A 22,500-nucleotide genomic window follows, 5' to 3' on the forward strand; every position below is an offset into this window, starting at 1 on the left:
TCATTTTTGATAGCTGCTGGCGCCCGTCAATAGGGCGCTGGAGCCTTTTTTGACGGGTAACCCTGATATGAAACCGATCCAAGTGGGCCTGCTGGGCATTGGCACCGTGGGCAGCGGCGTGTTCAACGTCCTGTCGCGCAACCAGGAAGAAATCCGCCGCCGCGCCGGCCGCGGCATCGAGATGGCTTGTGTGGCCGACCTGGACACCGCCCGCGCACGCTCCATCGTGGGCGAGAACGCCCGCGTGGTGGGCGATGCGCGCGAAGTGATCGCCAACCCTGAGATCGACATCGTGGTCGAGCTGATCGGCGGCTACGGCATCGCCAAGCAGCTGGTGCTGGAGGCGATCGCCGCCGGCAAGCATGTCGTGACGGCCAACAAGGCCCTGCTGGCCGTGCATGGCACGGAGATCTTCAAGGCCGCGGCCGAGAAGGGGGTGGTGGTCGCCTACGAGGCGGCGGTGGCCGGCGGCATCCCGATCATCAAGGCGCTGCGCGAAGGCCTGGCGGCCAACCAGATCCAGTGGGTGGCCGGCATCATCAACGGCACCACCAACTTCATCCTGTCCGAGATGCGCGACAAGGGCCTGGACTTCGACGTGGTGCTCAAGGAAGCGCAAGCGTTGGGCTACGCCGAGGCCGACCCCACCTTCGACATCGAGGGCGTGGACGCCGCGCACAAGGCCACCATCATGAGCGCCATCGCCTTCGGCATTCCGGTGCAGTTCGACAAGGCCTACGTGGAGGGCATCACCAAGTTGTCCGCCGTCGACATCCGCTATGCCGAGCAACTGGGCTACCGCATCAAGCTGCTGGGGATCGCCAAGCGCCGCCAGGGCGACGCGACCAAGCGCACGCCCGATGGCGTGGAGCTGCGCGTGCACCCCGCGCTGGTGCCTGCCAAGCGCCTGATCGCCAATGTCGAAGGCGCGATGAACGCCGTGGTGGTGCACGGGGACGCCGTGGGCACCACGTTGTACTACGGCAAGGGCGCGGGCAGCGAGCCCACCGCCAGCGCCGTGATCGCCGACCTGGTGGACATCACCCGCCTGATCGAGGCCGACCCCGCGCACCGCGTGCCGCCGCTGGCCTTCCAGAGCCACACGCTGCGCGAGGCGGGGCAGGAGCTGCCCGTGCTGCCCATGGCCGACGTGGTCACCAGCTACTACCTGCGTATCCGCGTAGCCGACGAGGCCGGTGTTTTGGCCAAGATCACCGGCATCCTGGCCGGCGCGGGCATCAGCATCGACGCCGTGCTGCAGCGCGAGGCCGACGAGGTGGGCGGCGAAGGCAGCACGCAGACCGACCTGATCATCCTCACGCACGACACGCGCGAGGGCGACATGGACGCCGCGCTCGCCCAAATCCAGGGCCTGCCCACCGTGCTGGCCAGCATCACGCGCATCCGCAAGGAAGAGCTCAACAACTAAGAGGGGCTGCACGCCATGCTGTACCTGTCCACCCGCGGCCACGCGGACCGCAAGCATTTCTGCGACATCCTGCTCGAAGGCCTGGCGCCCGACGGCGGCCTGTACCTGCCCGAGCGCTACCCGCAGATCAGCGACGCCGAGCTGACCGCGCTGCGCACCGCCTATCACACGCAAGGCTATGCCGAGCTGGCCTTGCGCATCCTGTCGCTGTACATCGACGACATCCCGCCCGCGGACCTGAAGCGCCTGTGCGAGAAAACGTACACCGCCGAGGTGTTCGGCACGGGCGAGATCGTGCCGCTGCGCCACCTGGAAGACGGCCTGTGGATCGAGGCCCTGTCCAACGGTCCCACGCTGGCCTTCAAGGACATGGCCATGCAACTGCTGGGCAACCTGTTCGAGTACGAACTGGCCCGCCGTGGCGAGCAGCTCAACATTCTGGGCGCCACCAGCGGCGACACCGGCAGCGCGGCCGAGTACGCCATGCGCGGCAAGCAGGGCGTGCGCGTGTTCATGACCAGCCCGCACGGTCGCATGAGCCCGTTCCAGCAAGCGCAGATGTTCAGCCTGCAGGACGCGAACATCCACAACCTGGCCATCGAAGGCGTATTCGACGACTGCCAGGACATCGTCAAGGCGGTGAGCAACGACCACGCGTTCAAGGCCCAATACAAGATCGGCACCGTCAACTCGATCAACTGGGCGCGCCTGCTGGCGCAGGTGGTGTACTACTTCGCGGGCTACATCCAGGCGACGGAGACGAACGGCCAGAAGGTCAGCTTCACCGTGCCCAGCGGCAACTTCGGCAACATCTGCGCCGGGCACGTGGCGCGCCAGATGGGCCTGCCGATCGACCGCCTGATCGTTGCCACCAACGAAAACGACGTGCTCGACGAGTTCTTCCGCACCGGCGCCTACCGCGTGCGCGGCGCGGCCGACACGCACGAGACCAGCAGCCCCAGCATGGACATCAGCAAGGCCAGCAACTTCGAGCGTTTCGTGTTCGACCTGCTGGGGCGCAATGCGGAGCGCACGCGCGAGCTGTTCGCCGAGGGCGTGGCCAAACAGGGCTTCTTCGACCTGGGGAGCGACCCCGTGTTCCGAGACGCACGCGCCAAGTACGGCTTCGAGAGCGGCAAGAGCACGCACGCCGACCGCCTGGCCACCATCCGCGACACGTACGAGCGCTTCGGCCAGATCATCGATACCCACACCGCCGACGGCGTGAAGGTAGCGCGCGAGCACCGTGGCGATCCCGCTGTGCCCATGATCGTGCTGGAGACGGCCCTGCCCATCAAGTTCGCCGAGACCATCCAGGAAGCCCTGGGCCGCGCGCCCGAGCGCCCGGCCAGGTTCGAGGGCATCGAGCAATTGCCCAAGCGCCTGCAGGTGCTGGCGGCCGATGCCGAGCAGGTCAAGGCCTATATCGCAGCCCATTGCGATTAGGGATCAAATCGGCCTATGGCGCTTATCCATCAAGCGCTGGTAGCTATTAATAGATGAGTGAAACTGAAGGAGTGGCGGGATGAAGGTGGTTGGCTTTGCCGGCTATTCAGGCAGCGGCAAGACCACGCTGGTGGAGCAGCTGATTCCCGAACTGCGCCTGCATGGCCTGCGCGTGTCGGTGGTCAAGCATGCGCACCACAAGTTCGACATCGACCATGTGGGCAAGGACACCTGGCGCCACCGCGAGGCCGGCGCCTACGAAGTGGCCGTGGCCTCCGACCGGCGCATGGCGCTGATGCGCGAATTCGAGCAGGAGCACACGCCCAGCGTGCACGAACTGCTGGCCGAGCTGGATCCGCGCGTGGACTGGGTGCTGGTGGAAGGCTTCAAGGAAAGCGACCTGCCCAAGATCGAGATCTGGCGCGCCGCATCACCCGATTACCGCGAACGGCCCGCTCTCTATCCGCACGATCCCTGCATCGTCGCCGTGGCCACCGACGCGCCGCTGCCGCCGGTGCCCACCGCGCTGCCGGTGCTCAACCTGGACGACCCTCACGCCGTGGTGCAATGGCTGCTGGCGCAGGGCGCGCGTTTTGACTATGTGCCCGACCGGGCGGAGGCCTGCGAATGAAACCCCAAGCGCGTGCACCCCTCAAGCCACTGGACGAAGCCCTGGCCGAACTGCTGGCGCAGGCCGCCCCGCTGGCAGGCACCGACACCGTCAACACCTTCGACGCCGACGGTCGCGTGCTCGCGCAGGCCGCCACCTCGCCGCTGCAGGTGCCGCCCAACGACAACAGCTCGATGGACGGCTACGCCGTGCGCTGCGCCGACGTGCCGGCAGCGGGGGTGGAGTTGCCGGTGGCGCAGCGTATTCCCGCGGGCGCCTTCGGCGTGCCGCTGGCGGCGGGTACGGCGGCGCGCATCTTCACGGGCGCGCCGGTGCCCGAGGGGGCCGATGCCATCGTGATGCAGGAAGACTGCGAGGCGCTCGACGGGGATCGCGTGCGCGTGAATGCCGTACCGGCCCAGGGTCAGTGGATTCGGCGCGCGGGCGAGGACATCACCCGGGGTGCTGAGGTGCTGGCCGCTGGCACGCGCCTCACCCCCGCAGAGCTGGGCCTGGCTGCCAGTATCGGCTTGGGCACCCTGCAGGTGGCGCGCCGGCCCCGCGTGGCGCTTTTTTCCACGGGCGACGAACTCGTCATGCCGGGTGATGTGCCGCCCGCGCAGATGAAGCCCGGCGCCATCTACAACAGCAACCGTTTCTTCCTGCGCGCCATGCTGCTGCGCCTGGGCTGCGAGGTGAGCGACTTAGGGATAGTGCCCGACCGGCGCGAGGCCACCGTGGCCGCGCTGCGCGAGGCTGCCCAGGGACATGACCTGATCCTGACCAGCGGCGGCGTGAGTGTGGGCGAGGAAGACCACATCAAGCCGGCGGTGGAGCGCTTGGGCACGCTGCAGCTCTGGCAGATCGCCATGAAGCCGGGCAAGCCCTTCGCCTACGGCCAGATTCCCCACGCGGGCGGCAGTGCACACTTCATGGGCCTGCCGGGCAACCCCGTGTCCAGCTTCGTCACCTTCGGCCTGCTGGTGCGCCCCTTCCTGTTGCGCCTGCAGGGCGTGCGTGATGTTGCTCCTAAAGCGATAGCTGCTACGGCTGGATTCGACTGGCCCCGGGCCGATAAACGCCGTGAATTCCTGCGCGTGCGCCAGGGCGCCGATGGCACGCTGGAGCTGTTTCCCAACCAAAGCTCGGGCGTGCTTACCTCGGCCGCCTGGGCGGACGGCGTGGTGGACAACCCCGCCGGCCAGACCATTGCGCGCGGCGACACCGTGCGCTTCCTGCCATTTGCGGAGTTGCTGTCATGACCACGCCCTTCACGATCACGGTGCGCTACTTCGCCTCCATCCGCGAGGCCGTGGGCACGGGGCAGGAGACGGTGCAGACCGGCGCCACCACGCTGGGCGCCTTGCGCGATGAACTCATCGCCCGTGGCGAGCCCTGGGCCACCTGCCTCTCGCGCGGGCGCGCCGTGCGCGTGGCCCTCGACCAGACCATGGCGCATGACGCCACGCCGCTGGCGGCAGGCGCCGAGGCGGCGTTCTTTCCGCCCGTCACGGGCGGTTGACGGCCTTCAAGGCTGCCGCACCGCCTGGGCGGGCAGCTCGGGGCTGCGCCACCCCAGCAACTCGGCCAGGCGCAGCGTGATCCAGCGCGCCTCGGCCGGGGTCACGCCCGCGTCCGGACCGGCCAGGCCGGCGTGGATGCCCAGCAGCACCCCTTCTTCCGACCGCGCACCGCCGTGGTACAGCTGCTGCGCCTGTTCCACCAAGTGGCAGGCCAGGTCCTCGCACCACTCGTAGCGCGCCCGCACCTCGGCGGCAGGCGCCTGCAGGCGTGCGCGTGTGTCGCTGTACAGCGCGATGAAGGAGGGCGGGACCAGGATCTGGTTGTCGTCGTGCATCTGCCTATTGTCTGGCACGGCGAAAAAACACAGGCGCCGCTCCTGGTGGAGACAGCACCTGCGCGGGTATGGAGTGGATCAGCGCTTTTGCTGTGCCGGGGGCGCATCGTTGCGCGTGAACAGCCAGACGAAGAAGCCCCCCATGCACAGCATGAAACCGATGCCTATGGCGCTGAACAGGCCCACCTCGGTGGTGAAGAGTTGCTTGAGCAGTTGCATGGCGTTTTTCCTCCGTCGTTATGTGATGGAGCCATTGCAGCGCAGCCCGGCGGAAGCCCCTTTGAGACAAGTCAAAAATCCGGGTATACCCCACTATTGTCGTCAAGTACCTTCAATCAGGCACGAACAGGCGCTCAAAGCGCTGCTGGTCGCCTTCCAGCTCGAAGGTCACGAGCTGGCCCATCTTCGCGTCAGCCTTGCGGTGGGCGGAGAACAGGCTGTAGCGGCCCGCCAGGTCGAAGCTGGGCAGATCGACCAAGGCATAGGGGTGGGGCACGAAAGTCTGGAACTCAAACACCACACGGTGCGCATTGCGCGGCGAGGGGTAGAGCAGGTAGTCGTCGGTGGTGATGGTCTGCAGGGCCATGGTGTGCAAGTGTGGGGTGGGCGTTAAAGTGCCGTCAATTCCGCAATTCTGCCGCTGACCACTGCCATGCACCGCGTTTCCATCCAGACCCATGACTTCGACGTTTCCACCGAGCTGGCGGCGCTGCGTGCGCGGGACGCGCGCGTGGGGGCGGTGTGCTGCTTCGTGGGCACGGTGCGCGACCGCAACGAAGGGGACAGCGTGGCCTCCATGGAGCTGGAGCACTACCCGGGCATGACCGAGAAATCCATCGATGCCATGGTGGATGCGGCGTTTGCACGTTTTGACCTCTATGGCGTGCGCGTGATCCACCGCGTGGGGCTGCTCGCGCCCATGGACCAGATCGTGATGGTGGCCGTGACCTCGGCGCACCGCGGCGAGAGCTTTCAGGCCTGCGAGTTCGTCATGGACTACCTCAAGACCCAGGCGCCGTTCTGGAAGAAGGAGCAGACGCCGGAGGGTGCGCGCTGGGTGGATGCGCGCGTGAGCGACGATGCGGCGCTGGCGCGCTGGGGCATCGCCGCGCCGCCGCAGGCGGGCTGACTTTTATCGTCCGGCGGCTTGAAATCGAGGCCCCGGAGCCCTAGCTAGCGACAAGTTGGAGGTTTCACATGCGTCTCGATAAATTCACCACGAAGTTCCAAGAAGCGCTGTCCGATGCGCAGTCGCTGGCCCTGGGACATGACAACGCCTACATAGAGCCCGTGCACATGCTGGTGGCCATGCTGCGCCAGGATGAAGGCCCGCGCGCGCTGCTGCAGCGTGCCGGCGCCAATGTGCCGGGCCTGCTGGCCGCGGCCGAGGCCGCCGTCAAGCGCCTGCCCCAGGTGCAGGGCCAGGACCAGGTGCAGGGCAGCCCCGAGCTGGGCCGTGTGCTGCAGGCCACCGAGAAGGAAGCCATCAAGCGCGGCGACCAGTTCATCGCCAGCGAATTGTTTTTGCTGGCGCTGGTCGACAGCAAGGGCGAGGCCGCGCAGCTGGCCAAGGACAACGGCGTGACCCGCAAGAGCCTGGAGGCGGCCATCGACGCCGTGCGCGGCGGCCAGAAGGTGGACAGCGCCGAAGCCGAGGGCCAGCGCGAGGCGCTGAAGAAATACACGCTGGACCTGACCGAGCGCGCCCGCCAGGGCAAGCTGGACCCGGTGATCGGCCGCGACGACGAGATCCGCCGCGCCATCCAGGTGCTGCAGCGGCGCAGCAAGAACAACCCCGTGCTGATCGGCGAGCCCGGCGTGGGCAAGACCGCCATCGTCGAGGGGCTGGCCCAGCGCATCGTCGAGGGCGAGGTGCCCGAGACGCTGAAGAACAAGCGCGTGCTGGTGCTGGACATGGCCGGCCTGCTGGCGGGTGCCAAGTACCGTGGCGAGTTCGAGGAGCGCCTGAAGTCCGTGCTGAAGGAAGTGGCGCACGAGGAAGGCCGCATCATCCTCTTCATCGACGAGATCCACACCATGGTCGGCGCCGGCAAGGCCGAAGGCGCCATGGACGCGGGCAACATGCTGAAACCCGCACTGGCGCGCGGCGAGCTGCACTGTATCGGCGCGACCACGCTGGACGAGTACCGCAAGTACATCGAGAAGGATGCGGCGCTGGAGCGGCGCTTTCAGAAGGTGCTGGTGGACGAGCCCAGCGTGGAAGACACCATCGCCATCCTGCGCGGCCTGCAGGTGCGCTACGAGGCGCACCACGGCGTGGACATCACCGACCCGGCCATCGTGGCCGCGGCCGAGCTGTCGCACCGCTACATCACCGACCGTTTTTTGCCTGACAAGGCCATCGACCTGATCGACGAGGCCGCGGCCAAGATCAAGATCGAGATCGACTCCAAGCCCGAGTCGATGGACAAGCTCGAGCGCCGCATGATCCAGCTCAAGATCGAGCGCGAGGCGATGAAGAAAGAGACCGATGAGGCCTCGCAAAAACGCCTGCAGCTCATCGAGGAAGAGTTGGGCAATGTGGAGCGCGAGTACGCCGATCTGGAAGAGGTCTGGAAGGCCGAGAAGGCCAGCGCGCAGGGCTCTGAGCAGATCCGCAAGGACATCGATGCCATCCGCACACAGATCGACGACCTGAAGCGCAAGGGCGACTTCAACAAGGTCGCCGAGCTGCAGTACGGCACGCTGCCAGAACTGGAAAAGCGCCTGAAGGAAGCGCAGGACAGCGAGGCCGGCGGCACGGGCACCAAGCACAAGCTGCTGCGCACCCAGGTGGGCGCCGAAGAGATCGCCGAGGTGGTCAGCCGCGCCACGGGCATTCCCGTGGCCAAGATGATGCAGGGCGAGAAGGACAAGCTGCTGCACATGGAGGAAAAGCTGCATGAGCGCGTGGTGGGCCAGGACGAGGCGATCTCCGCCGTGGCCAATGCCATCCGCCGCTCGCGCTCCGGCCTATCGGACCCCAACCGGCCGCTGGGCAGCTTCCTGTTCCTGGGCCCCACGGGCGTGGGCAAGACCGAGCTGTGCAAGGCGCTGGCGGGCTTTTTGTTCGACAGTGAAGAGCATCTGGTGCGCATCGACATGAGCGAGTTCATGGAAAAGCATAGCGTGGCACGCTTGATTGGCGCGCCTCCCGGCTATGTGGGCTATGAAGAGGGCGGCTACCTGACCGAGGCTGTGCGCCGCAAGCCCTACAGTGTGCTGCTGCTGGATGAGGTGGAAAAGGCACACCCCGACGTGTTCAACGTGCTGCTCCAGGTGCTGGACGACGGCCGCCTGACCGATGGCCAGGGCCGCACCGTGGACTTCAAGAACACGGTGATCGTGATGACCAGCAACATTGGCTCGCACCTGATCCAGGCCATGGTGGGCCAGGATGCCGAGGACATCAAGGAAGCCGTGTGGGGGGAACTCAAGGGCCATTTCCGTCCCGAATTCCTCAACCGCATCGACGAGACGGTGGTGTTCCACGGGCTGGATGCCAAGCACATCGAAGCGATTGCACGCATTCAGTTGCGTCTGCTGGAGGCGCGGCTGGCCAAAATGGACCTGGCCCTGCAGGTGTCGCCGGCCGCGATGGGCGAACTGGCCAAGGTGGGGTTCGACCCGGTGTTCGGGGCGCGTCCGCTCAAGCGGGCCATCCAGCAGCGCATCGAGAACCCGCTGTCCAAGCTGCTGCTGGAGGGGCGCTACCCGCCCAAGAGCGTGATTCCGGTGGATGTCGATCCTGTGACAGACCCAGGGGTATTCCACTTCGGCGAGGCCCGCCCCGCGGGGTGAGGTCTACCATTGAACGAGGGCGCGGGCCTTTCCCGCGCCCTCATCTGCCAGAAAGGGGCATGGTTTGAACGACATTGTGGCCGGCGCGATCCGGTGGACGTTGCAGCTCGTGGTCGTCGCCATGGGTGCACTTTTTTTCCTGAGTCTGCTGGCCGCAGCCGCCGTTCTGGCACTCGTGTGGGGCGCACGCGCCGTGTGGGCGCGCCTCACGGGCCGCCCGGTCATGCCCTGGGCGATGCGCATGAACCCGCGCGAGGGGTGGAGCACCGTGTACCGCAGCACGGCGCGCTGGACGGCGCCCGGCCCGACGGCGCATGCCCCGCAGCGCAGCACGGACGTCACCGACGTCGTGCCGCGCGAAGTGCATTGATTGCTATTGAAACATGAGCTGCTTGCGCTTGCTGGATAAGCGCTGCAGGCTTAAAAGGCTATAACACTCTCCACCCCGTGCATTCAGCCGTTGGGCGGCCCGTATTGCGCGATCACCTGTTGCTCGGTGAGCGTCGGCGTCTGGTTCGCGAAGGCGTAGTACGCGGGCTTCTTGTCGATGTAGATCTGGCTGGCCAGTTCGAAGTCCTGCGTCTCGAAGGCCCCGGCGGGAATGAAATATTCGCCCGTCGCCAGCAACTTGTAGTACAGGTGTGTTCCGCAGCGCGTGCAGAAGGCCCGCTGTGCCCAATCAGAGGACGCATACACGCCGATATGCTCCTCACCCGTGAACTCCACCTCCGGCCCGCAATGCACGGCCAGCAGCGGCCCGCCACCCCAGCGGCGGCAGAAGCCGCAATGGCAGGCGCCGATTTCCTTGGCCACGGGGGACGTGAAGTGGACTGCGCCGCAAAGACAATGACCGTTCATCTCGTGTTCCTTTCAAGCGGGAGGGCAGGGGCGCATCTTACGGGGGCAGGGCGGCAACACAATGTCACGCGCGGCTCGGTCTGGCGGTGGGGTGGCGAGCCCTATCATGCACGGCATGAGCCCTGATGACATCCACCACCTGTTCGACCTCCAGCGCCAAGCCAGCCGCGCCCACCCCGATGTGCCCTTGATGGTGCGTCGAGAGCGCTTGCTGCGGCTGTCCAAGATGCTGGACGAACATGGGCCGGTGCTGGCAGCGGCGGTGCAGGCGGACTTTGGCATGCGCTCACAGCGCCTGACGGAGGTGGCCGACCTTTTCGTGCTGCGCGCGGAACTGGGGCACACGCTCAGGCATCTGGCGCGTTGGAGTCGGCGCACCAAGGTGCGCACGCCGCTGTTCCTGCAGCCCGCACGCGGCTGGATCGAGCGCCAGCCGCTGGGCGTGGTGGGCATCATCTCGCCGTGGAACTACCCGGTGCAGCTGGCGCTGGGGCCGGCCATTGGTGCGCTGGCCGCGGGCAACCGGGTGATGCTCAAGCCGAGTGAGCTCACGCCCCACACGTCGGCCCAACTGGCCGCGCTGGTGGCACAGTTCTTCGCGCCCGAAGAGTTCTGCGTGGTGCAGGGCGACGCGGCCACGGCCGCGCTCGTGGCATCGCTGCCGTTCGACCATCTGGTGTTCACCGGCTCCACCGCCGTGGGGCGCAAGGTAGCGCAGGCGGCGGCGGCCAACCTCACGCCGACCACGCTGGAGCTGGGCGGCAAGTCGCCGTGCATCATCGATGCGGACTGCGACATGCAGGAGGCCGCGCTCAAGATCGCCCATGGCAAGCTGCTCAACGCGGGCCAGACCTGCATCGCACCCGACTACGTGCTGCTGCCGCGTGGCAACGAGGCGGCCTTTGCCGAGGCGTTCCGCGTGGCGGTGGCGCGGCTGTTTCCGTACTTCGAGGGCAACCCGGATTACGCCTCCATCATCAGCACGCGCCACCTCGCGCGGCTGCGCACCATGCTGCAGCAGGCCCAGACGCAAGGGGCGGAGGTACACGTGCTGCAACCCGTGCCTGGCTCGCCCCCGCCACCGCCTCAGGGTATCGGCGACGGGGTAGGGCGGCAGATGGCGCCAACGCTGGTGTTCGGTGCCAGCCCGAACATGCAGCTCATGCAGGAAGAGATCTTCGGGCCCGTGCTGCCCGTGCTCAGCTACGAGCGCCTGGACGATGCCATTGCCCACATCAACGCCCACCCGCGTCCGTTGGCGCTGTATTGGTTCGGGCGCAGCGAGGCGGTGCGCGACGATGTGCTGCGGCGCACCGTGAGCGGCGGCGTCTCGGTGAACGACACGCTGATGCACATCGCGCACGACGCGCTGCCTTTTGGCGGCGTGGGTGACAGCGGCTGGGGCGCCTACCATGGCGAGGCGGGCTTTCTGCGCTTTTGCCACCAGAAGTCGGTGCTGGCGCAGTCGCGCTGGTCGCTGGGACATCTGCTATACCCGCCCTATGGCGCGCGTTTCGACCAGGTAATGGCGCTGCTGCGCCGCCTGATGTAGCGCGGCGTGGCCGTGGCATGTGCGCTATGCCACAGATGGCCGCGTTTGCGTGCAATGGCGGGGTTGGCAAGGTGGAAACTGCGGGGCATGAGAGGCGAAGCGGCATTTGCGCGAAAATGCTGGGTTTTTCGCTTTTCACCTGCTTTCGTTTTCCCATGTCCAGTATCCAGGTTCGTCCCGCCACCCTTCGCGATGCCAAAGCCATTGCCCAGGTTCATACCTCCGCCGCGTTGGAAGCTTACCGAGGGCTGCTGCCTGACGATCAGTTGAAGTCCATGTCGTCCGTCGAGAAGCGCCAAGCCTACTGGCGCGAGGCGATCGAGTATTGCGAGCCCCAGGTCCAGGTGGCCGTGGACGGCGACAAGATCGTCGGTTTCGTCGGCTTCGACCGCTCGCGTGATGAAAAGACGCGCAACACCACCGGTGAAATCTGGGCCATCTACGCGGCCCCCTCGCATTGGAACAAGGGTGTGGGCGTGGCCCTGTGGGACGCCGCGCGCGAGGGCCTGCACGAAGAGGGCTGCACCACCGTGACGGCCTGGGTGCCGCTGCGCAATGAGCGTGCCCTGCGCTTTCATGAACTTGCCGGCTTCAAGCGCGAGATGACGACCGCCAAGACCGCTGTGGTCGGCGGCGTGAAGATCGAGGAAGTGCGCCTCAAGCGCCCGATCAACTGAGCCCCGCCATGATCCACTGGAGCGAACACGGCGAGGACCGCAGCGCGCCGTGGCGCTCCGAAAGCGGCGCCAGCGCGCCGCGCCGGGTGGTGTTGGCTGACGATACGCTGGCTGCCGATGCGGCCTATCGCCTGGTATGCGAAGGCACGGGCCTGCTGTGGCGCGGCGACTTTCAGAACGCGCGCCATCTGCTGGACGCGCTCAAGCGCCGTATCGAACGTCCGCGCAAGAGCGGCAAAGGCGGTCGGAACAACGCCGTGCCCGCGGCGGAGTTCCCGCACGCCTTTCATTTGCATCGCCAGGCGCAGGCACAGCGCGCCCGCCTGCTGGGGCTGCTGCTGATCGAGCTGCAGCCCGACTGGAGCATCGCCCTGCGCCGCGCGCCCGACTGGCGCGCGGCCTGCGCCGAGGCCTGGGGCCCGGCGCTGCAGGAGTCCACCATTGTCTCGCTGCGCGAGTTGCTGGGCGCCGTGGGGGCGCACGAATGGCGCCGCAAGGGCGTGGATGTGCCCGCTCTGGGCGCACGCATTTACCCGCATTACGGCGTGTTTTCGCCCGTGCGGGGCGAGTATGTGGACCTGGTCGCCCAGGCCCCGCTGCCGCCGGGCGCGGATGCGCTCGCTTTCGAGATCGGCACCGGCACCGGCGTGCTGGCCGCGGTGCTGGCACGGCGTGGCGTGGCCCGCGTGGTGGCGACCGAGTTGGACCCGCGTGCCCTGGCCTGCGCGCGGGACAACCTGACGCGGCTGGGCCTGGAGGACCGCGTGCAGCTGCTGCAGACCGATCTGTTCCCGCCCGCGACCACCTTCGGGCGGGCGCCACTCATCGTCTGCAACCCGCCCTGGTTGCCGGCCAAGGCCAGCGCGCCCATCGAGCGCGCGGTGTATGACGAAGACAGTCGCATGCTGCGTGGTTTTCTGACGGGGCTGCCTGCGCACCTGGCGCCGCACGGCGAGGGATGGCTCATCCTGTCGGATCTGGCGGAGCATTTGCGCCTGCGCACCCGCGACGCACTGCTAGGCTGGATTGGCGCCGCGGGGTTGCGGGTGCTGGGCCGCCACGACATCCGCCCGCGCCACGCCAAGGCCACCGCCGGTGGCGATGCACTGGCCGACGCGCGCGCGGCCGAGGTCACGTCGCTGTGGCGCCTGGGTTTGGCAAGCCCGACGCAACAGTCCTGAATCGCATGCGCTCGGGCGATACTATGCTCCTGTTTTTATAGCTTACAGCGCTTGAATAGTAAGCGCTAGAGGCTTGTTTGACCCATAAACTGCTGATGAGCACGCCCGCACCACTGCTGCTCGCCCCCATGGAAGGGCTGCTCGACTTCGTGCTGCGCGACGTGCTCACACGGGTGGGCGGGGTGGACCGCTGTGTGTCCGAGTTCATCCGCGTCACCGGCAGCCTGCTGCCGGACAAGGTGTTCCTGCGTTACATACCCGAGCTGAACCACGGCGGCCGCACGCTGGCAGGGGTGCCCGTGCGGGCGCAGCTGCTGGGATCGGACCCGGTCAGCATGGCCGAGAACGCGGCCCGGCTGGCAGAGCTGGGTCCGGAAGGCATTGACCTGAATTTCGGTTGCCCCGCCAAGACGGTGAACCGCCATGGGGGTGGCGCGGCCCTGTTGCGCGAGCCCGAGCGCATCGCGGCGGTGGTGGAGGCGGTGCGCCGCGCCGTGCCCGCGCATGTACCGGTGTCCGCCAAGATGCGCCTGGGCTACGACGATGCAGCCCTGGCGCGTGAATGCGCGCAGGCCATGGCACGCGGCGGCGCCTGCGAGCTGGTGGTGCATGCGCGCACGAAGGCCGACGGCTACCGCCCGCCCGCGTACTGGGAGCAGATCCCCGCGATTCGCGAGGCGGTGGGCATTCCGGTGGTGGCCAACGGCGAGATCTGGACCGTGCAGGACGCACTGCGGTGCCGCAGCGTGTCGGGCTGCGACGCTCTTATGCTGGGCCGCGGCATCGTGGCAGACCCGGGCCTGGCACTGTCTATCCGCGCGCACGACCGCGGTGCGCCTGCACTGGGCCTGCCCTGGGAAGACCTGCTGCCGCACATGGCGCGCTTCTGGCATCTGGTGTGCGAAGACCTGGAGCCGCGCCAGCGCGCCGGCCGGCTCAAGCAGTGGCTGAACCTGCTGCGCCGCCGTTACCCGCAGGCGCAGGCCGCGTTCGACGAGGTGCGCGTGATGACCGACCAGCAGGCCATTACCGCGTGGGTGGCGCGCGTCTGCGCTGGGGCATCTGTCACAGCAGGTGGTCGGGCGCCAGCGGCCCCAGCAGCTTGAGCAACAGCCGCAAGGCCAGGCTGCTGTCGGGGTCGGTGTGCGCATCCTCCAGGCCGCTGCCCTGCGGCGCGCGCCAGACCAGGTCACCGTCGGCGCTGCGTTGCAGGTGCCACGCCCCCTCGCGCATGGCGGTGTCGATTTGCTGCGCAGCTTCGGCGGCCAGGGCGCGGCTGCGAATCAGCAGGGCGATCTCGGTGTTGTGCAACTGGGAGCGCAGATCCAGGTTCATGGAGCCGACCACCACCATGCGGCCGTCCACGACCATGACCTTCGAATGCAGCATGGAGCGCGAAGCCCCCGCCGCGCTCGCGCCCGAACTGCCAAAGGCCGAGCGCAGGCCGGCCTGCTCGCTGCGCAGTTCGTACAGCTCCACACCCATGGCCAACAGGTCTTCGCGGTGGCGGGCATAGCCCACGTGGGCAATGGGCGCGTCATTGGACGCTAGCGAATTGGTGAGCAACCGCACACGCACGCCGCGCTGGCGCGCACGTGCAAAGGCGCGCTTCATGTCGTCGCCTGGAACGAAGTAGGGTGAGATGATGAGCAGCTCGCGCCGTGTACGGTCCATGAGGGTGAGCAGCCCGTCCACCACCGTGTCCCCGCTGGACACGGGCGCTGCGGGCGCCGGCAGTGCTTGGGGCGTGTCGCTGGCTTCCGGATGGGCGCCCGGCGTTGTGCCCGCGCGTATCGCGGCCGACGGTGGCGGTTCGTCACCCTCCAGCGGAATCTTGGTCGGCTCGTCCACCAGCATGGCGGCGGGCGCCCATATGAAATCGACGGTGCGCAGGTCCATGGGCTGCGTGTCCCATTGGGGCGATGAGGTGCGGGGGCGGTCTGCAGGGGTGGTGGAGCCGGGCGAGCCGGCTTGCGCGCCTGCCTTCTCGCCACTGCTGCGCACCTGCGCACGCAAACGGTCCAGCTCTTCTCGGCTGACGAGCGACTGCACGGGATAGGCGCGCGGGTTGTTCCAGTAGCTGTCAAAACTGCGCGACATGTCGGCCACGATGGGGCCGACGGCCAGCACGTCCAGGTCAACAAAATTCTCGGCCTCTGCCTTGCCGAAGTACGCGTCGCCCAGGTTGCGCCCTCCGGTTACGCCCATCATGTTGTCGGCCAGGAACAGCTTGTTGTGCATGCGCTGCTGCACACGCGAAAAATCGCTGACCGCGCCCCACATCCGGCCCAGGAACGATGCCCGGGGGCCCGCCACCGGGTTGAACATGCGCATTTCGATGTTCGGCTCGAACGCCATGCGCATGACCAGCGCGTTGCGCCCCGTGCTGTGAAAGTCATCGAGCAGGATGCGCACGCGTACGCCACGCCGCGCCGCGCCCACCACGCTGCGCAGCAGGTGCGCGGAGCTGGCATCGGCATGGATGGCGTAGTACTGCAGGTCCAACGTCTTCTGCGCCGCCTGCACCAGCGCGAGCCGGCTGCCATAGGCCTCCTGCGGGCCGCTCAAGAGGGAGAATCCTGACGCATGGCGGGCGCCTGCCTTCTGGCGCAGCTGTTGCACTATGGTGGCTAACTCCGTAGGCTCGCCCGCCGTGTCCAACGCCATGGACACGGGCCGGTCCACATCCTTGGGCAACCCACCGCAACCGCCGAAGGACAGGACCAGCAAAGCCATGGTCAGCCAGCGCGACCAGGTGCGATGGCGAAGGTGGCGGAGCAGGTCTATGAAGGACATCGAACGCAATAAGGTGAGGTGACGACAGGGGTATAGCGCGAAACTCGGCAGCGCGACTGTCGGACAACGGCATGCAAGCACGCGGGCGTGTGGTGCATCGCCTGGACTGCGCAGGGCGGGATTCAGAAGTCCGCGTGCCCCGCGATGCGGGCCACCACCCGTAAATCGGGCCCCACCTGCTGCACGGTTTGGAATTGCATCGGAATCCCGTCGGCCAGCGTCTGCAACGGCCCCCAGTTGGACAGGCCCTGGGCTCCCTGGCCCAGCATGAGCGGGGCCAGATAGAGCAGCAGCTCATCCACGAGCCCTTCCCGCAGGAAGGAGCCGTTGAGCTTGTGACCGGCCTCCAGGTGCAATTCATTCACGCCTTCGCGGGCCAGGTCGCGCAACAGGGCGGGCAGATCCACCTTGCCCTGGTCATTGGGCAGTTCGGTGATCGTGGCGCCGCGTGCCCGCAGCGCCGCGGCGCCAGCGGCATCTGGCCGGGCGGTGTAGATCAGTACGCGCCGGTCGGCAACGTCGAACAGCCGGGCATTCGCAGGCGTCTGCAGCAGGCTGTCGACAATCACCAGATGCGGCTGGCGTGGGGTGGCGATCTCCCGCACATCCAGGCGCGGATCATCCGCCAACACGGTGCCGACGCCTGTCAACACGGCGCAGGCGCGGGCACGCCAGGCATGCCCGTCGGCACGGGCCGCCGGGGATGTGATCCATTGACTGGTGCCGTTGGCTAATGCGGTCACGCCATCGAGCGAGGCCGCGGCCTTCATGCGCACCCAGGGAGTGCCGCGCACCATGCGGCTGAAAAAACCGATGTTGAGTTCACGCGACTGCGCGCCGCCCGGCCCCACCTCGACCTCCACCCCCGCGGCCCGCAGCCGCGCAAAGCCCTGGCCCGCTACCAGCGGATTGGGGTCGGCAATCGAGGCCACCACGCGCCCTATGCCGGCCTGGATCAGCGCGTCGCAGCACGGGCCGGTGCGCCCCTGGTGCGCGCAGGGCTCCAGCGTCACATAGGCCGTGGCGCCGCGCAGGTCGTGGCCAGCCGCCGCCGCGTCGCGCAGCGCCACCACCTCGGCATGCGGCCCGCCGGCCTGCTGGGTAAAGCCCCGGCCTAGAACCGCACCGTCGCGGCTGATGATGACGCAGCCCACGCGCGGATTGGGGTTGGAAAGAAAAAGCGCCTGGGCGGCGAGCCCAAGCGCTTGGGTGATGAAGGGCGATGCATCTGTCATGGCGCCACGATGGTAGCGCGCCATGACGCGGGCGGCTTACTTGCCCCAGCAGTCGGGGTTGTAGCCGGTCTCGCCGGCTTTCTTGCCGGCGGCGCCCCGCACGCCGGTATGGCTCAGCGTGTAGGTGCCGCACTTGTCACCCGCCTGCGCGCCCTTGGGCGTGGCCGTGAGCGTGTAGGCGGCATTGGTGTTGCCTGCCTGGAAGGCGATGTCATAACGCTTGGTGGTGTCGCCACTCCAGGTGAGGGCCGCAGGTAGCGCCGTGGGGTAGGTGCCGGTGGCGGTCGCCGCCCGCTCCAGCCACTGCTGCGCCTGCAGCAGCCCGGTGCGCGCATCCGCCCGGTGGCCGCGCCGCACGTACTCGGTGTAGCTGGGGTAGGCGATGGCCGACAGGATGCCCACGACGGCGACCACGATCATCAGCTCGATGAGCGTGAAGCCGCGTTGCGTCTTCTGAGGATGGGGAACCATGGTCAGTCTCTCACTTTAGTTGGCGCCAACTGGGGCGCACGGATTGCTCGGGCATGCGATTCAACGTATCTCGGGCGCCGCCCCCGCCTGTGAGGTCCACAATGCGATTGGTTTTCGTGATCAGAATGGGCGTTCCGGTTTTTACTGGCGCGCGGGCTACCTTCATGTCTGCAGCGTCGTAGACACCGTTGTTGTCATAGTCCACCAATTGGACGCGGGGAATTTTGCCGTCCATGATGTTGATGAGCGTGCGGAACTGGCTACCGGCGCTCGTATCCACCTTTACCGGCACGCAGCTCTCGTTGATGTTGTCACTCTCGCTGTTCTTGGTGCCGTCGGGCGATTCGGTGTACACCGCCAAAATATTGCTGCCGTCGAAAAATTGCATGGGTTTGAGAAGCCGCTCGCCTGCGAATGGCAGGTCCAGATACCAGCCCTTGTAGTTTTTCCAAGTTTCATTCTTCAATTCCTGGGTTGCTTCCACTGTGGCGAAGTCGCCACTCACGGTTTTGATGCTTTGTTTGGCCAGGGGCTTACCGTCGTTGGCTATGACACCTAGTGGCGTGGGTGCTGGTATGTCGCCACTGCCTGGGTGAACTTCCAGGGAGGAGTTGTCAGACTTCATTCGATAGCGGGTGTTGTCCAGTACCGAATACAGTGTTTGTATTGGTTGGGCAATGTCGGTTCGGCGGTCCGTTGTAGTGAGATTGCGACCTGTGCCAAAGGCGACCATCATGCCCCCCACCGGAACCGTCTTGGCGGTAGGGCCGGTGCCAACGGTCATGACACGATCGTTGGGCCGCACGATGGGTGGCGCAGTAATGGGTTGCACCTTGTCGCGCGTGGTGCCCGTCAGCGTTGCCGGGCCACGCGCCGTGACTAGCGGAATGTTGTCCCCAAACGCGACCCTCCAATTACTGTCGTCTGTACTCGTCAGGTCGAACTTCCAGAGATTGCCCAGGTTGTCGCCGGCATAGACCACATCGGTCTTGCCATCCCCATCCAGATCCACAAGTGCAGGCGATGCCAAGCCGTTATCAGCAGCATTGCCAGCGCCCGTGATGTGGGTAGTTGCCTGGATACGCTTGAGCGCTTTGTCTCCATCCAGGTATTGCACCAGCAGCACAGGACGCTGGTTGGCGCTGTTGTAGCCATTGCCCATCACTACCGCCCAGCGGCCATTGTTCATGCGGGTGATCTGCGTTGCCTCCTGCAGATTGGCGGGGTTGCGCCCAGGCTTGGCGACGATGTTGCCAATGTCTTTGTTTTCTTCGACTGCCGCATAGCACGCAGTTTGCGCCGCGCTGGCCAACGCAGCACAGTTAGGGGGGGGCTCGCTGTTGCCGCGGGTACGGTCCAGTACGACCAGGCTGGCCGCAGTGGCACTGGCGAAGCCGTCAGGGTTAGTCACGTCCAGCAAAAAATAGCCCTTGCCACCGGCCCCCAATGAGCCTACGAGCATTGTTTTCCAGCTAGTACCATCCTTGATGTCGCCCGTCATGGGCGATCCATCGACATAGTATTGGTGCTGGTAGTCTTTGTCGGTGAGGGCTTTCAGGCTGCCCACAACGCCGCGCGGCACATACGCGATCAACTCTGTGCCATTGGTGGCCGAAAAACCATGCAGCATGCCGTCATTGCCGCCGACGTAAATGACAGGCGTGCGGTCTTTCTGGGCAGCAACGAAGGATGAATAGCCCATTGCATAGTTGCTAGACGGCCGGCCCGTGTACCAGATCTCAGAGTTGACCACGTCGCCTTGCCGGCTATAACGCACGCGCAGCGGTTTGTCAGTCGTGGTGCCCTCCAACGACCGGTCGCCGCGGATGTAGTTGACGATGTTTTGCCCTTGCGTTTTTAGCGGATCCGCTGTGGTATCGCCCGAAGTCACGCCAAGAAGCGCCAACTTCTGGGCCGTGCTGTACCCGATGGGTGTCGTGCTGTCCCACTTGAACGGGATGCCTTTGTTGGTTTCGTCGCTCCAGCTCAAAATCAACCGGTTGTCGACAGATGCCAGCTCATCCAAGCGATCTGCCGTGGACTTGCCTTCCCACCCTGCCGTCGTGTCAGGAAAACGGATGCATTTGAGAGCCGGGTCGGCTTTCGTGGGGCAAGCATATTCTTCGGGCTCGACCGCGCGCGTGGCGGTGATGGAGCCGCTCCATCCTCTCTTGGGGCTGTAGACCGACGCAAAAATCCCCGCGTTGTTTTGCGAAACGTTGTAGCCGCTGGTGCTGCCACCGCCGGCAATTTCATCGGGCAGAGGGGCGCTTTCCTCATTGATCTTGCCGATGATTTCTGTAAATGCCTTAGCGAGATCTTCGGCTTCAGTGACGGCGTAATAACGACCGCGTCCGTTGATGGCGCTATGCCATAAATCGAGAGAACGCTTATTTTCGGCATCCATGGCGGGCCATGTTTGCCAGCCGGTTACCAGGTCGACAAAACTATTGTCATAACCAAATGGAACTTTTGTCGATGGCGCAATAATTTCGCTCGCCCCGGGCCAGGTCACGGCTTCGTCACTGAAGCCGATGGTATAGGTTACCATATGTGGCCAGTTGGCCGGGTTGTATTTGGGGTTCCAGTATTTTTCTAGATTGACTGATTTTGTTTCATTCCTGGTGCCTACTTTAACCTCCTGTGTGCCAGTTTGAACGTCTTTCCAACCCCCTGTGCATTGCAGACTACCCTTTTTCCATTCCCATTTTTGACATTGCTGCTCATATATTGGCCTCGTCTCGAAGACGTCCACGATTTTTGTTTTTGTGAATAGCTCCGTGGTTGGTGCGTCTTCATAAACCTTCGATGGTTTAAGTTTGTCTGCATCCTTCAGGTTTGCTGCATTCTGCAAAGGATCCATCCAGCTCTTGAAAGCCCAGTCCGACAACGTATCCGGGTCGTTGTCGTAATAAATGCGTGTTTGATCGGAGGTGGTGCTATAGGCTTTCCGATCACCTTGCGCTACCCAATTGGTGCCGTCTTGGTTGCCTCCTGTTCTTTTCTGGTTCGGGAGATTGTTGACATTCCAGCGACCGTCGGTCATCACGATGTGGTAATTGCGGCGGCAGCCGAGATATTCAGTGGCCTTGCTGCCTGTGCCGCCAGGGTCCGTGGACCAAGGGCTGCTACTGGTCAGTGGACGCCGCATATAGCTATCGGCCTGGCTGAACATGAGGTGGGTTGGCGTATAGCCGCTCGGTGAAATGCCGTCAACAAAGCTCAAAAAATTATCGCGATGCTTATTTTTGCCTACCGTGGCATCAATGGGCCTCATGGAGTTGGTGACCATGGTGGCGCTGTCCACATTTTTGGTGGTGCCGCTCATGGCCTGCCAGGCAATTCGTAGTTTATTATCTGGGATGAGGTCTTTGTTGTTGAATACGGTCCTTAGGGAGTATTTGAGGACATTGATGCGCCTGGCATTGTCTTTCCATTTGCCGGTATTGTCGGGTTCTGTATATCCTTTCCCGGTTAAGGAAGATCCAGTGTCGCTGGTTTTGACGCCGTCGTTCATACTTCCGGAACTATCGATTGAGATAATCACGTTAGGCGCTACAAATGCCGATTTGGATGTGGGCAGTGGCGGCTCCTGTACCAATTCCAGTGCCCAAGCAGGAGTCAGGGCGCAGCCGATGGCAAGGGCCAGCAGATTCTTCTGAAAAGGGAAGGTCTGGGTGCAGGGCATGGAGTGCTCCTTCTGCGTAGAGTCAATGCGAAAAATAAATTGGCATGCGACGGCCATGGTCATGGGTAAAGCGCTTCCAGCTATTGTTTGAATGGCGTACAAGGTCGAGGCTCAGTCTTTGGCGCGTTGGCGTGCATAGGTTTCCTGAAGCACGACGGTGGTATTGGGCTTGAGCCCTTTGGCTACTGCGGTAATGCGGTAAACAACGTACACATCCAAATTCAGCGGCAACTGGCTGGTGCTTGAGTCCACGATCAAATTGGCGGTTTTGGCCTTTTCGCTGTAGCGCAGGATTTCAATCCAATACCATCCGCCCTTCCCTTCATCCTTCTCGGTCAAGATGGGATTGAGGGGGCCCGAAGACGTGTCGTCGGCTGCCCCGGTGAACTGCCCGTAACGAGCTGCCACGTTCTCTTTCGTGAGTTCGGTCAGCGGCACTTCGCCTAGGCTGGTATCGGCAGCTGGCGTAATGGTGGTTGTGCCTTTCTCGTAGTTCCAGAAGTCCTGTCGCCCCACGCGCCGCGCGCACAGACCATCCTTACAGCGTGTGGACTCGCTTTCGAGCCGCGTGATCAGGGGGTTGATCTCGTTGGTGTCACCAGGGAACTTCAGTGCACCTGAGTACGCCCGACATGGAGGACCGCTGCATGGGGAGCCATCGGCCATTTCGCCGCGTATGTCGAGTTCTGCGTCCTGCAGCAGGGCCTGCGCCGCTTCAAATGCGCGCTGGTAGTCAGCATCGTTGCTCACCACCATTTCATTGAACAGGGAGGTGCGCGAAGCCCACAGCGCCAAGAGCATTGAGAGCATGACGAACACGATGACAACGAAAAGTGCCACGCCTCGTTGGTGGCCATGCATGGCTCGTCCCGGGGCGCCATTGCCAGGCCTGCGCGAA

21 protein-coding genes are annotated in these 22,500 nt (G+C 65.1%); 12 read left to right on the top strand and 9 right to left on the bottom strand.

Features of this window, described 5'->3' with window-relative positions:
* Window positions 1-67: 67 nt before the first annotated feature.
* The 5 genes from OX89_RS02660 to moaD all read left to right on the top strand — a co-directional run bounded on the left by OX89_RS02660 (window position 68) and on the right by moaD (window position 5,007).
* On the top strand, window positions 68-1,429 hold the full coding sequence (locus OX89_RS02660; RefSeq protein WP_047349454.1) for a homoserine dehydrogenase: 1,362 nt from the start codon (window positions 68-70) through the stop codon (window positions 1,427-1,429).
* Between the two features lie 15 nt (window positions 1,430-1,444).
* Window positions 1,445-2,875, top strand: coding sequence for a threonine synthase (gene thrC, locus OX89_RS02665; RefSeq protein WP_047349455.1), 1,431 nt, complete (start codon window positions 1,445-1,447; stop codon window positions 2,873-2,875).
* Window positions 2,876-2,954: 79 nt separating this feature from the next.
* Window positions 2,955-3,506: a molybdopterin-guanine dinucleotide biosynthesis protein B gene (gene mobB, locus OX89_RS02670; RefSeq protein ID WP_015913922.1), complete on the top strand. Its 552-nt coding sequence runs from the start codon at window positions 2,955-2,957 to the stop codon at window positions 3,504-3,506.
* Window positions 3,503-4,747 carry a gephyrin-like molybdotransferase Glp gene (gene glp / locus OX89_RS02675; protein WP_047349456.1) on the top strand — a complete coding sequence of 415 codons (1,245 nt, stop codon included), beginning with the start codon at window positions 3,503-3,505 and terminating at the stop codon, window positions 4,745-4,747. The genes mobB and glp overlap by 4 nt, the downstream gene beginning before the upstream one ends.
* Window positions 4,744-5,007, top strand: a complete 264-nt coding sequence (moaD, locus tag OX89_RS02680; protein ID WP_047349457.1) for a molybdopterin converting factor subunit 1 — start codon at window positions 4,744-4,746, stop codon at window positions 5,005-5,007. Before glp ends, moaD begins: the two co-directional genes overlap by 4 nt.
* Window positions 5,008-5,013: 6 nt before the next feature.
* Here the strand turns inward: moaD and OX89_RS02685 are convergent, their stop codons facing one another.
* The 3 genes from OX89_RS02685 to OX89_RS02690 form a co-directional block, all read right to left on the bottom strand.
* Window positions 5,014-5,343 (bottom strand): hypothetical protein, encoded by a 330-nt coding sequence (locus OX89_RS02685; protein ID WP_047349458.1) that lies wholly within the window; start codon window positions 5,341-5,343, stop codon window positions 5,014-5,016.
* 78 nt (window positions 5,344-5,421) lie between these two features.
* Complete coding sequence (locus tag OX89_RS17915) at window positions 5,422-5,562, bottom strand: DUF3149 domain-containing protein (protein WP_015913920.1); 141 nt, start codon at window positions 5,560-5,562, stop codon at window positions 5,422-5,424.
* Between the two features lie 112 nt (window positions 5,563-5,674).
* Window positions 5,675-5,929: a hypothetical protein gene (locus tag OX89_RS02690; protein ID WP_047349459.1), complete on the bottom strand. Its 255-nt coding sequence runs from the start codon at window positions 5,927-5,929 to the stop codon at window positions 5,675-5,677.
* A 66-nt stretch (window positions 5,930-5,995) separates the two neighbouring features.
* On the opposite strand from OX89_RS02690, the gene moaE reads away from it, so the two are divergent.
* The 3 genes from moaE to OX89_RS02705 all read left to right on the top strand — a co-directional run bounded on the left by moaE (window position 5,996) and on the right by OX89_RS02705 (window position 9,514).
* Complete coding sequence (moaE, locus tag OX89_RS02695; protein WP_047349460.1) at window positions 5,996-6,472, top strand: molybdopterin synthase catalytic subunit MoaE; 477 nt, start codon at window positions 5,996-5,998, stop codon at window positions 6,470-6,472.
* 68 nt (window positions 6,473-6,540) lie between these two features.
* Window positions 6,541-9,144 (top strand): ATP-dependent chaperone ClpB, encoded by a 2,604-nt coding sequence (gene clpB, locus OX89_RS02700; RefSeq protein WP_015913918.1) that lies wholly within the window; start codon window positions 6,541-6,543, stop codon window positions 9,142-9,144.
* Window positions 9,145-9,208: 64 nt separating this feature from the next.
* Window positions 9,209-9,514 (top strand): hypothetical protein, encoded by a 306-nt coding sequence (locus OX89_RS02705; RefSeq protein WP_047349461.1) that lies wholly within the window; start codon window positions 9,209-9,211, stop codon window positions 9,512-9,514.
* 83 nt (window positions 9,515-9,597) lie between these two features.
* Here OX89_RS02705 and OX89_RS02710 read toward each other — a convergent pair whose 3' ends face one another.
* A complete protein-coding gene (locus OX89_RS02710) occupies window positions 9,598-10,002 on the bottom strand; it encodes a GFA family protein (RefSeq protein WP_015913916.1) in 405 nt (134 codons plus the stop codon).
* Between the two features lie 115 nt (window positions 10,003-10,117).
* Between OX89_RS02710 and OX89_RS02715 the strand changes: the two genes are divergently transcribed.
* The 4 genes from OX89_RS02715 to OX89_RS02730 all read left to right on the top strand — a co-directional run bounded on the left by OX89_RS02715 (window position 10,118) and on the right by OX89_RS02730 (window position 14,518).
* Window positions 10,118-11,554, top strand: a complete 1,437-nt coding sequence (locus OX89_RS02715; RefSeq protein WP_047349462.1) for a coniferyl aldehyde dehydrogenase — start codon at window positions 10,118-10,120, stop codon at window positions 11,552-11,554.
* A gap of 155 nt (window positions 11,555-11,709) precedes the next feature.
* A complete protein-coding gene (locus OX89_RS02720; RefSeq protein ID WP_047349507.1) occupies window positions 11,710-12,231 on the top strand; it encodes a GNAT family N-acetyltransferase in 522 nt (173 codons plus the stop codon).
* A gap of 8 nt (window positions 12,232-12,239) precedes the next feature.
* Window positions 12,240-13,412: a class I SAM-dependent methyltransferase gene (locus OX89_RS02725; protein WP_047349463.1), complete on the top strand. Its 1,173-nt coding sequence runs from the start codon at window positions 12,240-12,242 to the stop codon at window positions 13,410-13,412.
* A gap of 95 nt (window positions 13,413-13,507) precedes the next feature.
* On the top strand, window positions 13,508-14,518 hold the full coding sequence (locus tag OX89_RS02730; RefSeq protein WP_199856192.1) for a tRNA-dihydrouridine synthase: 1,011 nt from the start codon (window positions 13,508-13,510) through the stop codon (window positions 14,516-14,518).
* On the opposite strand, the gene OX89_RS02735 is transcribed toward OX89_RS02730, so the two are convergent.
* From OX89_RS02735 to OX89_RS02755, 5 genes are all read right to left on the bottom strand, one after another.
* A complete protein-coding gene (locus OX89_RS02735) occupies window positions 14,478-16,148 on the bottom strand; it encodes a phosphatidylserine/phosphatidylglycerophosphate/cardiolipin synthase family protein (RefSeq protein WP_234305479.1) in 1,671 nt (556 codons plus the stop codon). The genes OX89_RS02730 and OX89_RS02735 overlap by 41 nt on opposite strands.
* 182 nt (window positions 16,149-16,330) lie before the next feature.
* Window positions 16,331-17,443 (bottom strand): bifunctional diaminohydroxyphosphoribosylaminopyrimidine deaminase/5-amino-6-(5-phosphoribosylamino)uracil reductase RibD, encoded by a 1,113-nt coding sequence (ribD, locus tag OX89_RS02740; protein ID WP_047349509.1) that lies wholly within the window; start codon window positions 17,441-17,443, stop codon window positions 16,331-16,333.
* A gap of 36 nt (window positions 17,444-17,479) precedes the next feature.
* Window positions 17,480-17,914 (bottom strand): type IV pilin protein, encoded by a 435-nt coding sequence (locus OX89_RS02745; RefSeq protein ID WP_047349465.1) that lies wholly within the window; start codon window positions 17,912-17,914, stop codon window positions 17,480-17,482.
* Between the two features lie 10 nt (window positions 17,915-17,924).
* Window positions 17,925-21,665, bottom strand: coding sequence for a pilus assembly protein (locus tag OX89_RS17920; RefSeq protein ID WP_084001972.1), 3,741 nt, complete (start codon window positions 21,663-21,665; stop codon window positions 17,925-17,927).
* Between the two features lie 48 nt (window positions 21,666-21,713).
* Complete coding sequence (locus OX89_RS02755; protein WP_047349466.1) at window positions 21,714-22,463, bottom strand: PilX N-terminal domain-containing pilus assembly protein; 750 nt, start codon at window positions 22,461-22,463, stop codon at window positions 21,714-21,716.
* Window positions 22,464-22,500 lie beyond the last annotated feature (37 nt).

It is taken from the genome of Diaphorobacter sp. J5-51, assembly GCF_001023515.1.
Classification (GTDB): Bacteria; Pseudomonadota; Gammaproteobacteria; order Burkholderiales; family Burkholderiaceae_C; genus Diaphorobacter; species Diaphorobacter nitroreducens.

Coding starts and splice junctions, on each gene's coding strand:
- glp (WP_047349456.1), top strand. CDS start 3,503: ATGAAACCCCAAGCGCGTGCACCCCTCAAGCCACTGGACGAAGCCCTG.
- thrC (WP_047349455.1), top strand. CDS start 1,445: ATGCTGTACCTGTCCACCCGCGGCCACGCGGACCGCAAGCATTTCTGC.
- OX89_RS02725 (WP_047349463.1), top strand. CDS start 12,240: ATGATCCACTGGAGCGAACACGGCGAGGACCGCAGCGCGCCGTGGCGC.
- OX89_RS02715 (WP_047349462.1), top strand. CDS start 10,118: ATGAGCCCTGATGACATCCACCACCTGTTCGACCTCCAGCGCCAAGCC.
- ribD (WP_047349509.1), bottom strand. CDS start 17,443: ATGACAGATGCATCGCCCTTCATCACCCAAGCGCTTGGGCTCGCCGCC.
- OX89_RS02755 (WP_047349466.1), bottom strand. CDS start 22,463: ATGCATGGCCACCAACGAGGCGTGGCACTTTTCGTTGTCATCGTGTTC.
- moaE (WP_047349460.1), top strand. CDS start 5,996: ATGCACCGCGTTTCCATCCAGACCCATGACTTCGACGTTTCCACCGAG.
- OX89_RS02710 (WP_015913916.1), bottom strand. CDS start 10,002: ATGAACGGTCATTGTCTTTGCGGCGCAGTCCACTTCACGTCCCCCGTG.
- OX89_RS17920 (WP_084001972.1), bottom strand. CDS start 21,665: ATGACCATGGCCGTCGCATGCCAATTTATTTTTCGCATTGACTCTACG.
- OX89_RS02685 (WP_047349458.1), bottom strand. CDS start 5,343: ATGCACGACGACAACCAGATCCTGGTCCCGCCCTCCTTCATCGCGCTG.
- OX89_RS02690 (WP_047349459.1), bottom strand. CDS start 5,929: ATGGCCCTGCAGACCATCACCACCGACGACTACCTGCTCTACCCCTCG.
- OX89_RS02660 (WP_047349454.1), top strand. CDS start 68: ATGAAACCGATCCAAGTGGGCCTGCTGGGCATTGGCACCGTGGGCAGC.
- OX89_RS17915 (WP_015913920.1), bottom strand. CDS start 5,562: ATGCAACTGCTCAAGCAACTCTTCACCACCGAGGTGGGCCTGTTCAGC.
- clpB (WP_015913918.1), top strand. CDS start 6,541: ATGCGTCTCGATAAATTCACCACGAAGTTCCAAGAAGCGCTGTCCGAT.
- moaD (WP_047349457.1), top strand. CDS start 4,744: ATGACCACGCCCTTCACGATCACGGTGCGCTACTTCGCCTCCATCCGC.
- OX89_RS02720 (WP_047349507.1), top strand. CDS start 11,710: ATGTCCAGTATCCAGGTTCGTCCCGCCACCCTTCGCGATGCCAAAGCC.
- OX89_RS02745 (WP_047349465.1), bottom strand. CDS start 17,914: ATGGTTCCCCATCCTCAGAAGACGCAACGCGGCTTCACGCTCATCGAG.
- OX89_RS02730 (WP_199856192.1), top strand. CDS start 13,508: ATGAGCACGCCCGCACCACTGCTGCTCGCCCCCATGGAAGGGCTGCTC.
- OX89_RS02735 (WP_234305479.1), bottom strand. CDS start 16,148: ATGGCTTTGCTGGTCCTGTCCTTCGGCGGTTGCGGTGGGTTGCCCAAG.
- mobB (WP_015913922.1), top strand. CDS start 2,955: ATGAAGGTGGTTGGCTTTGCCGGCTATTCAGGCAGCGGCAAGACCACG.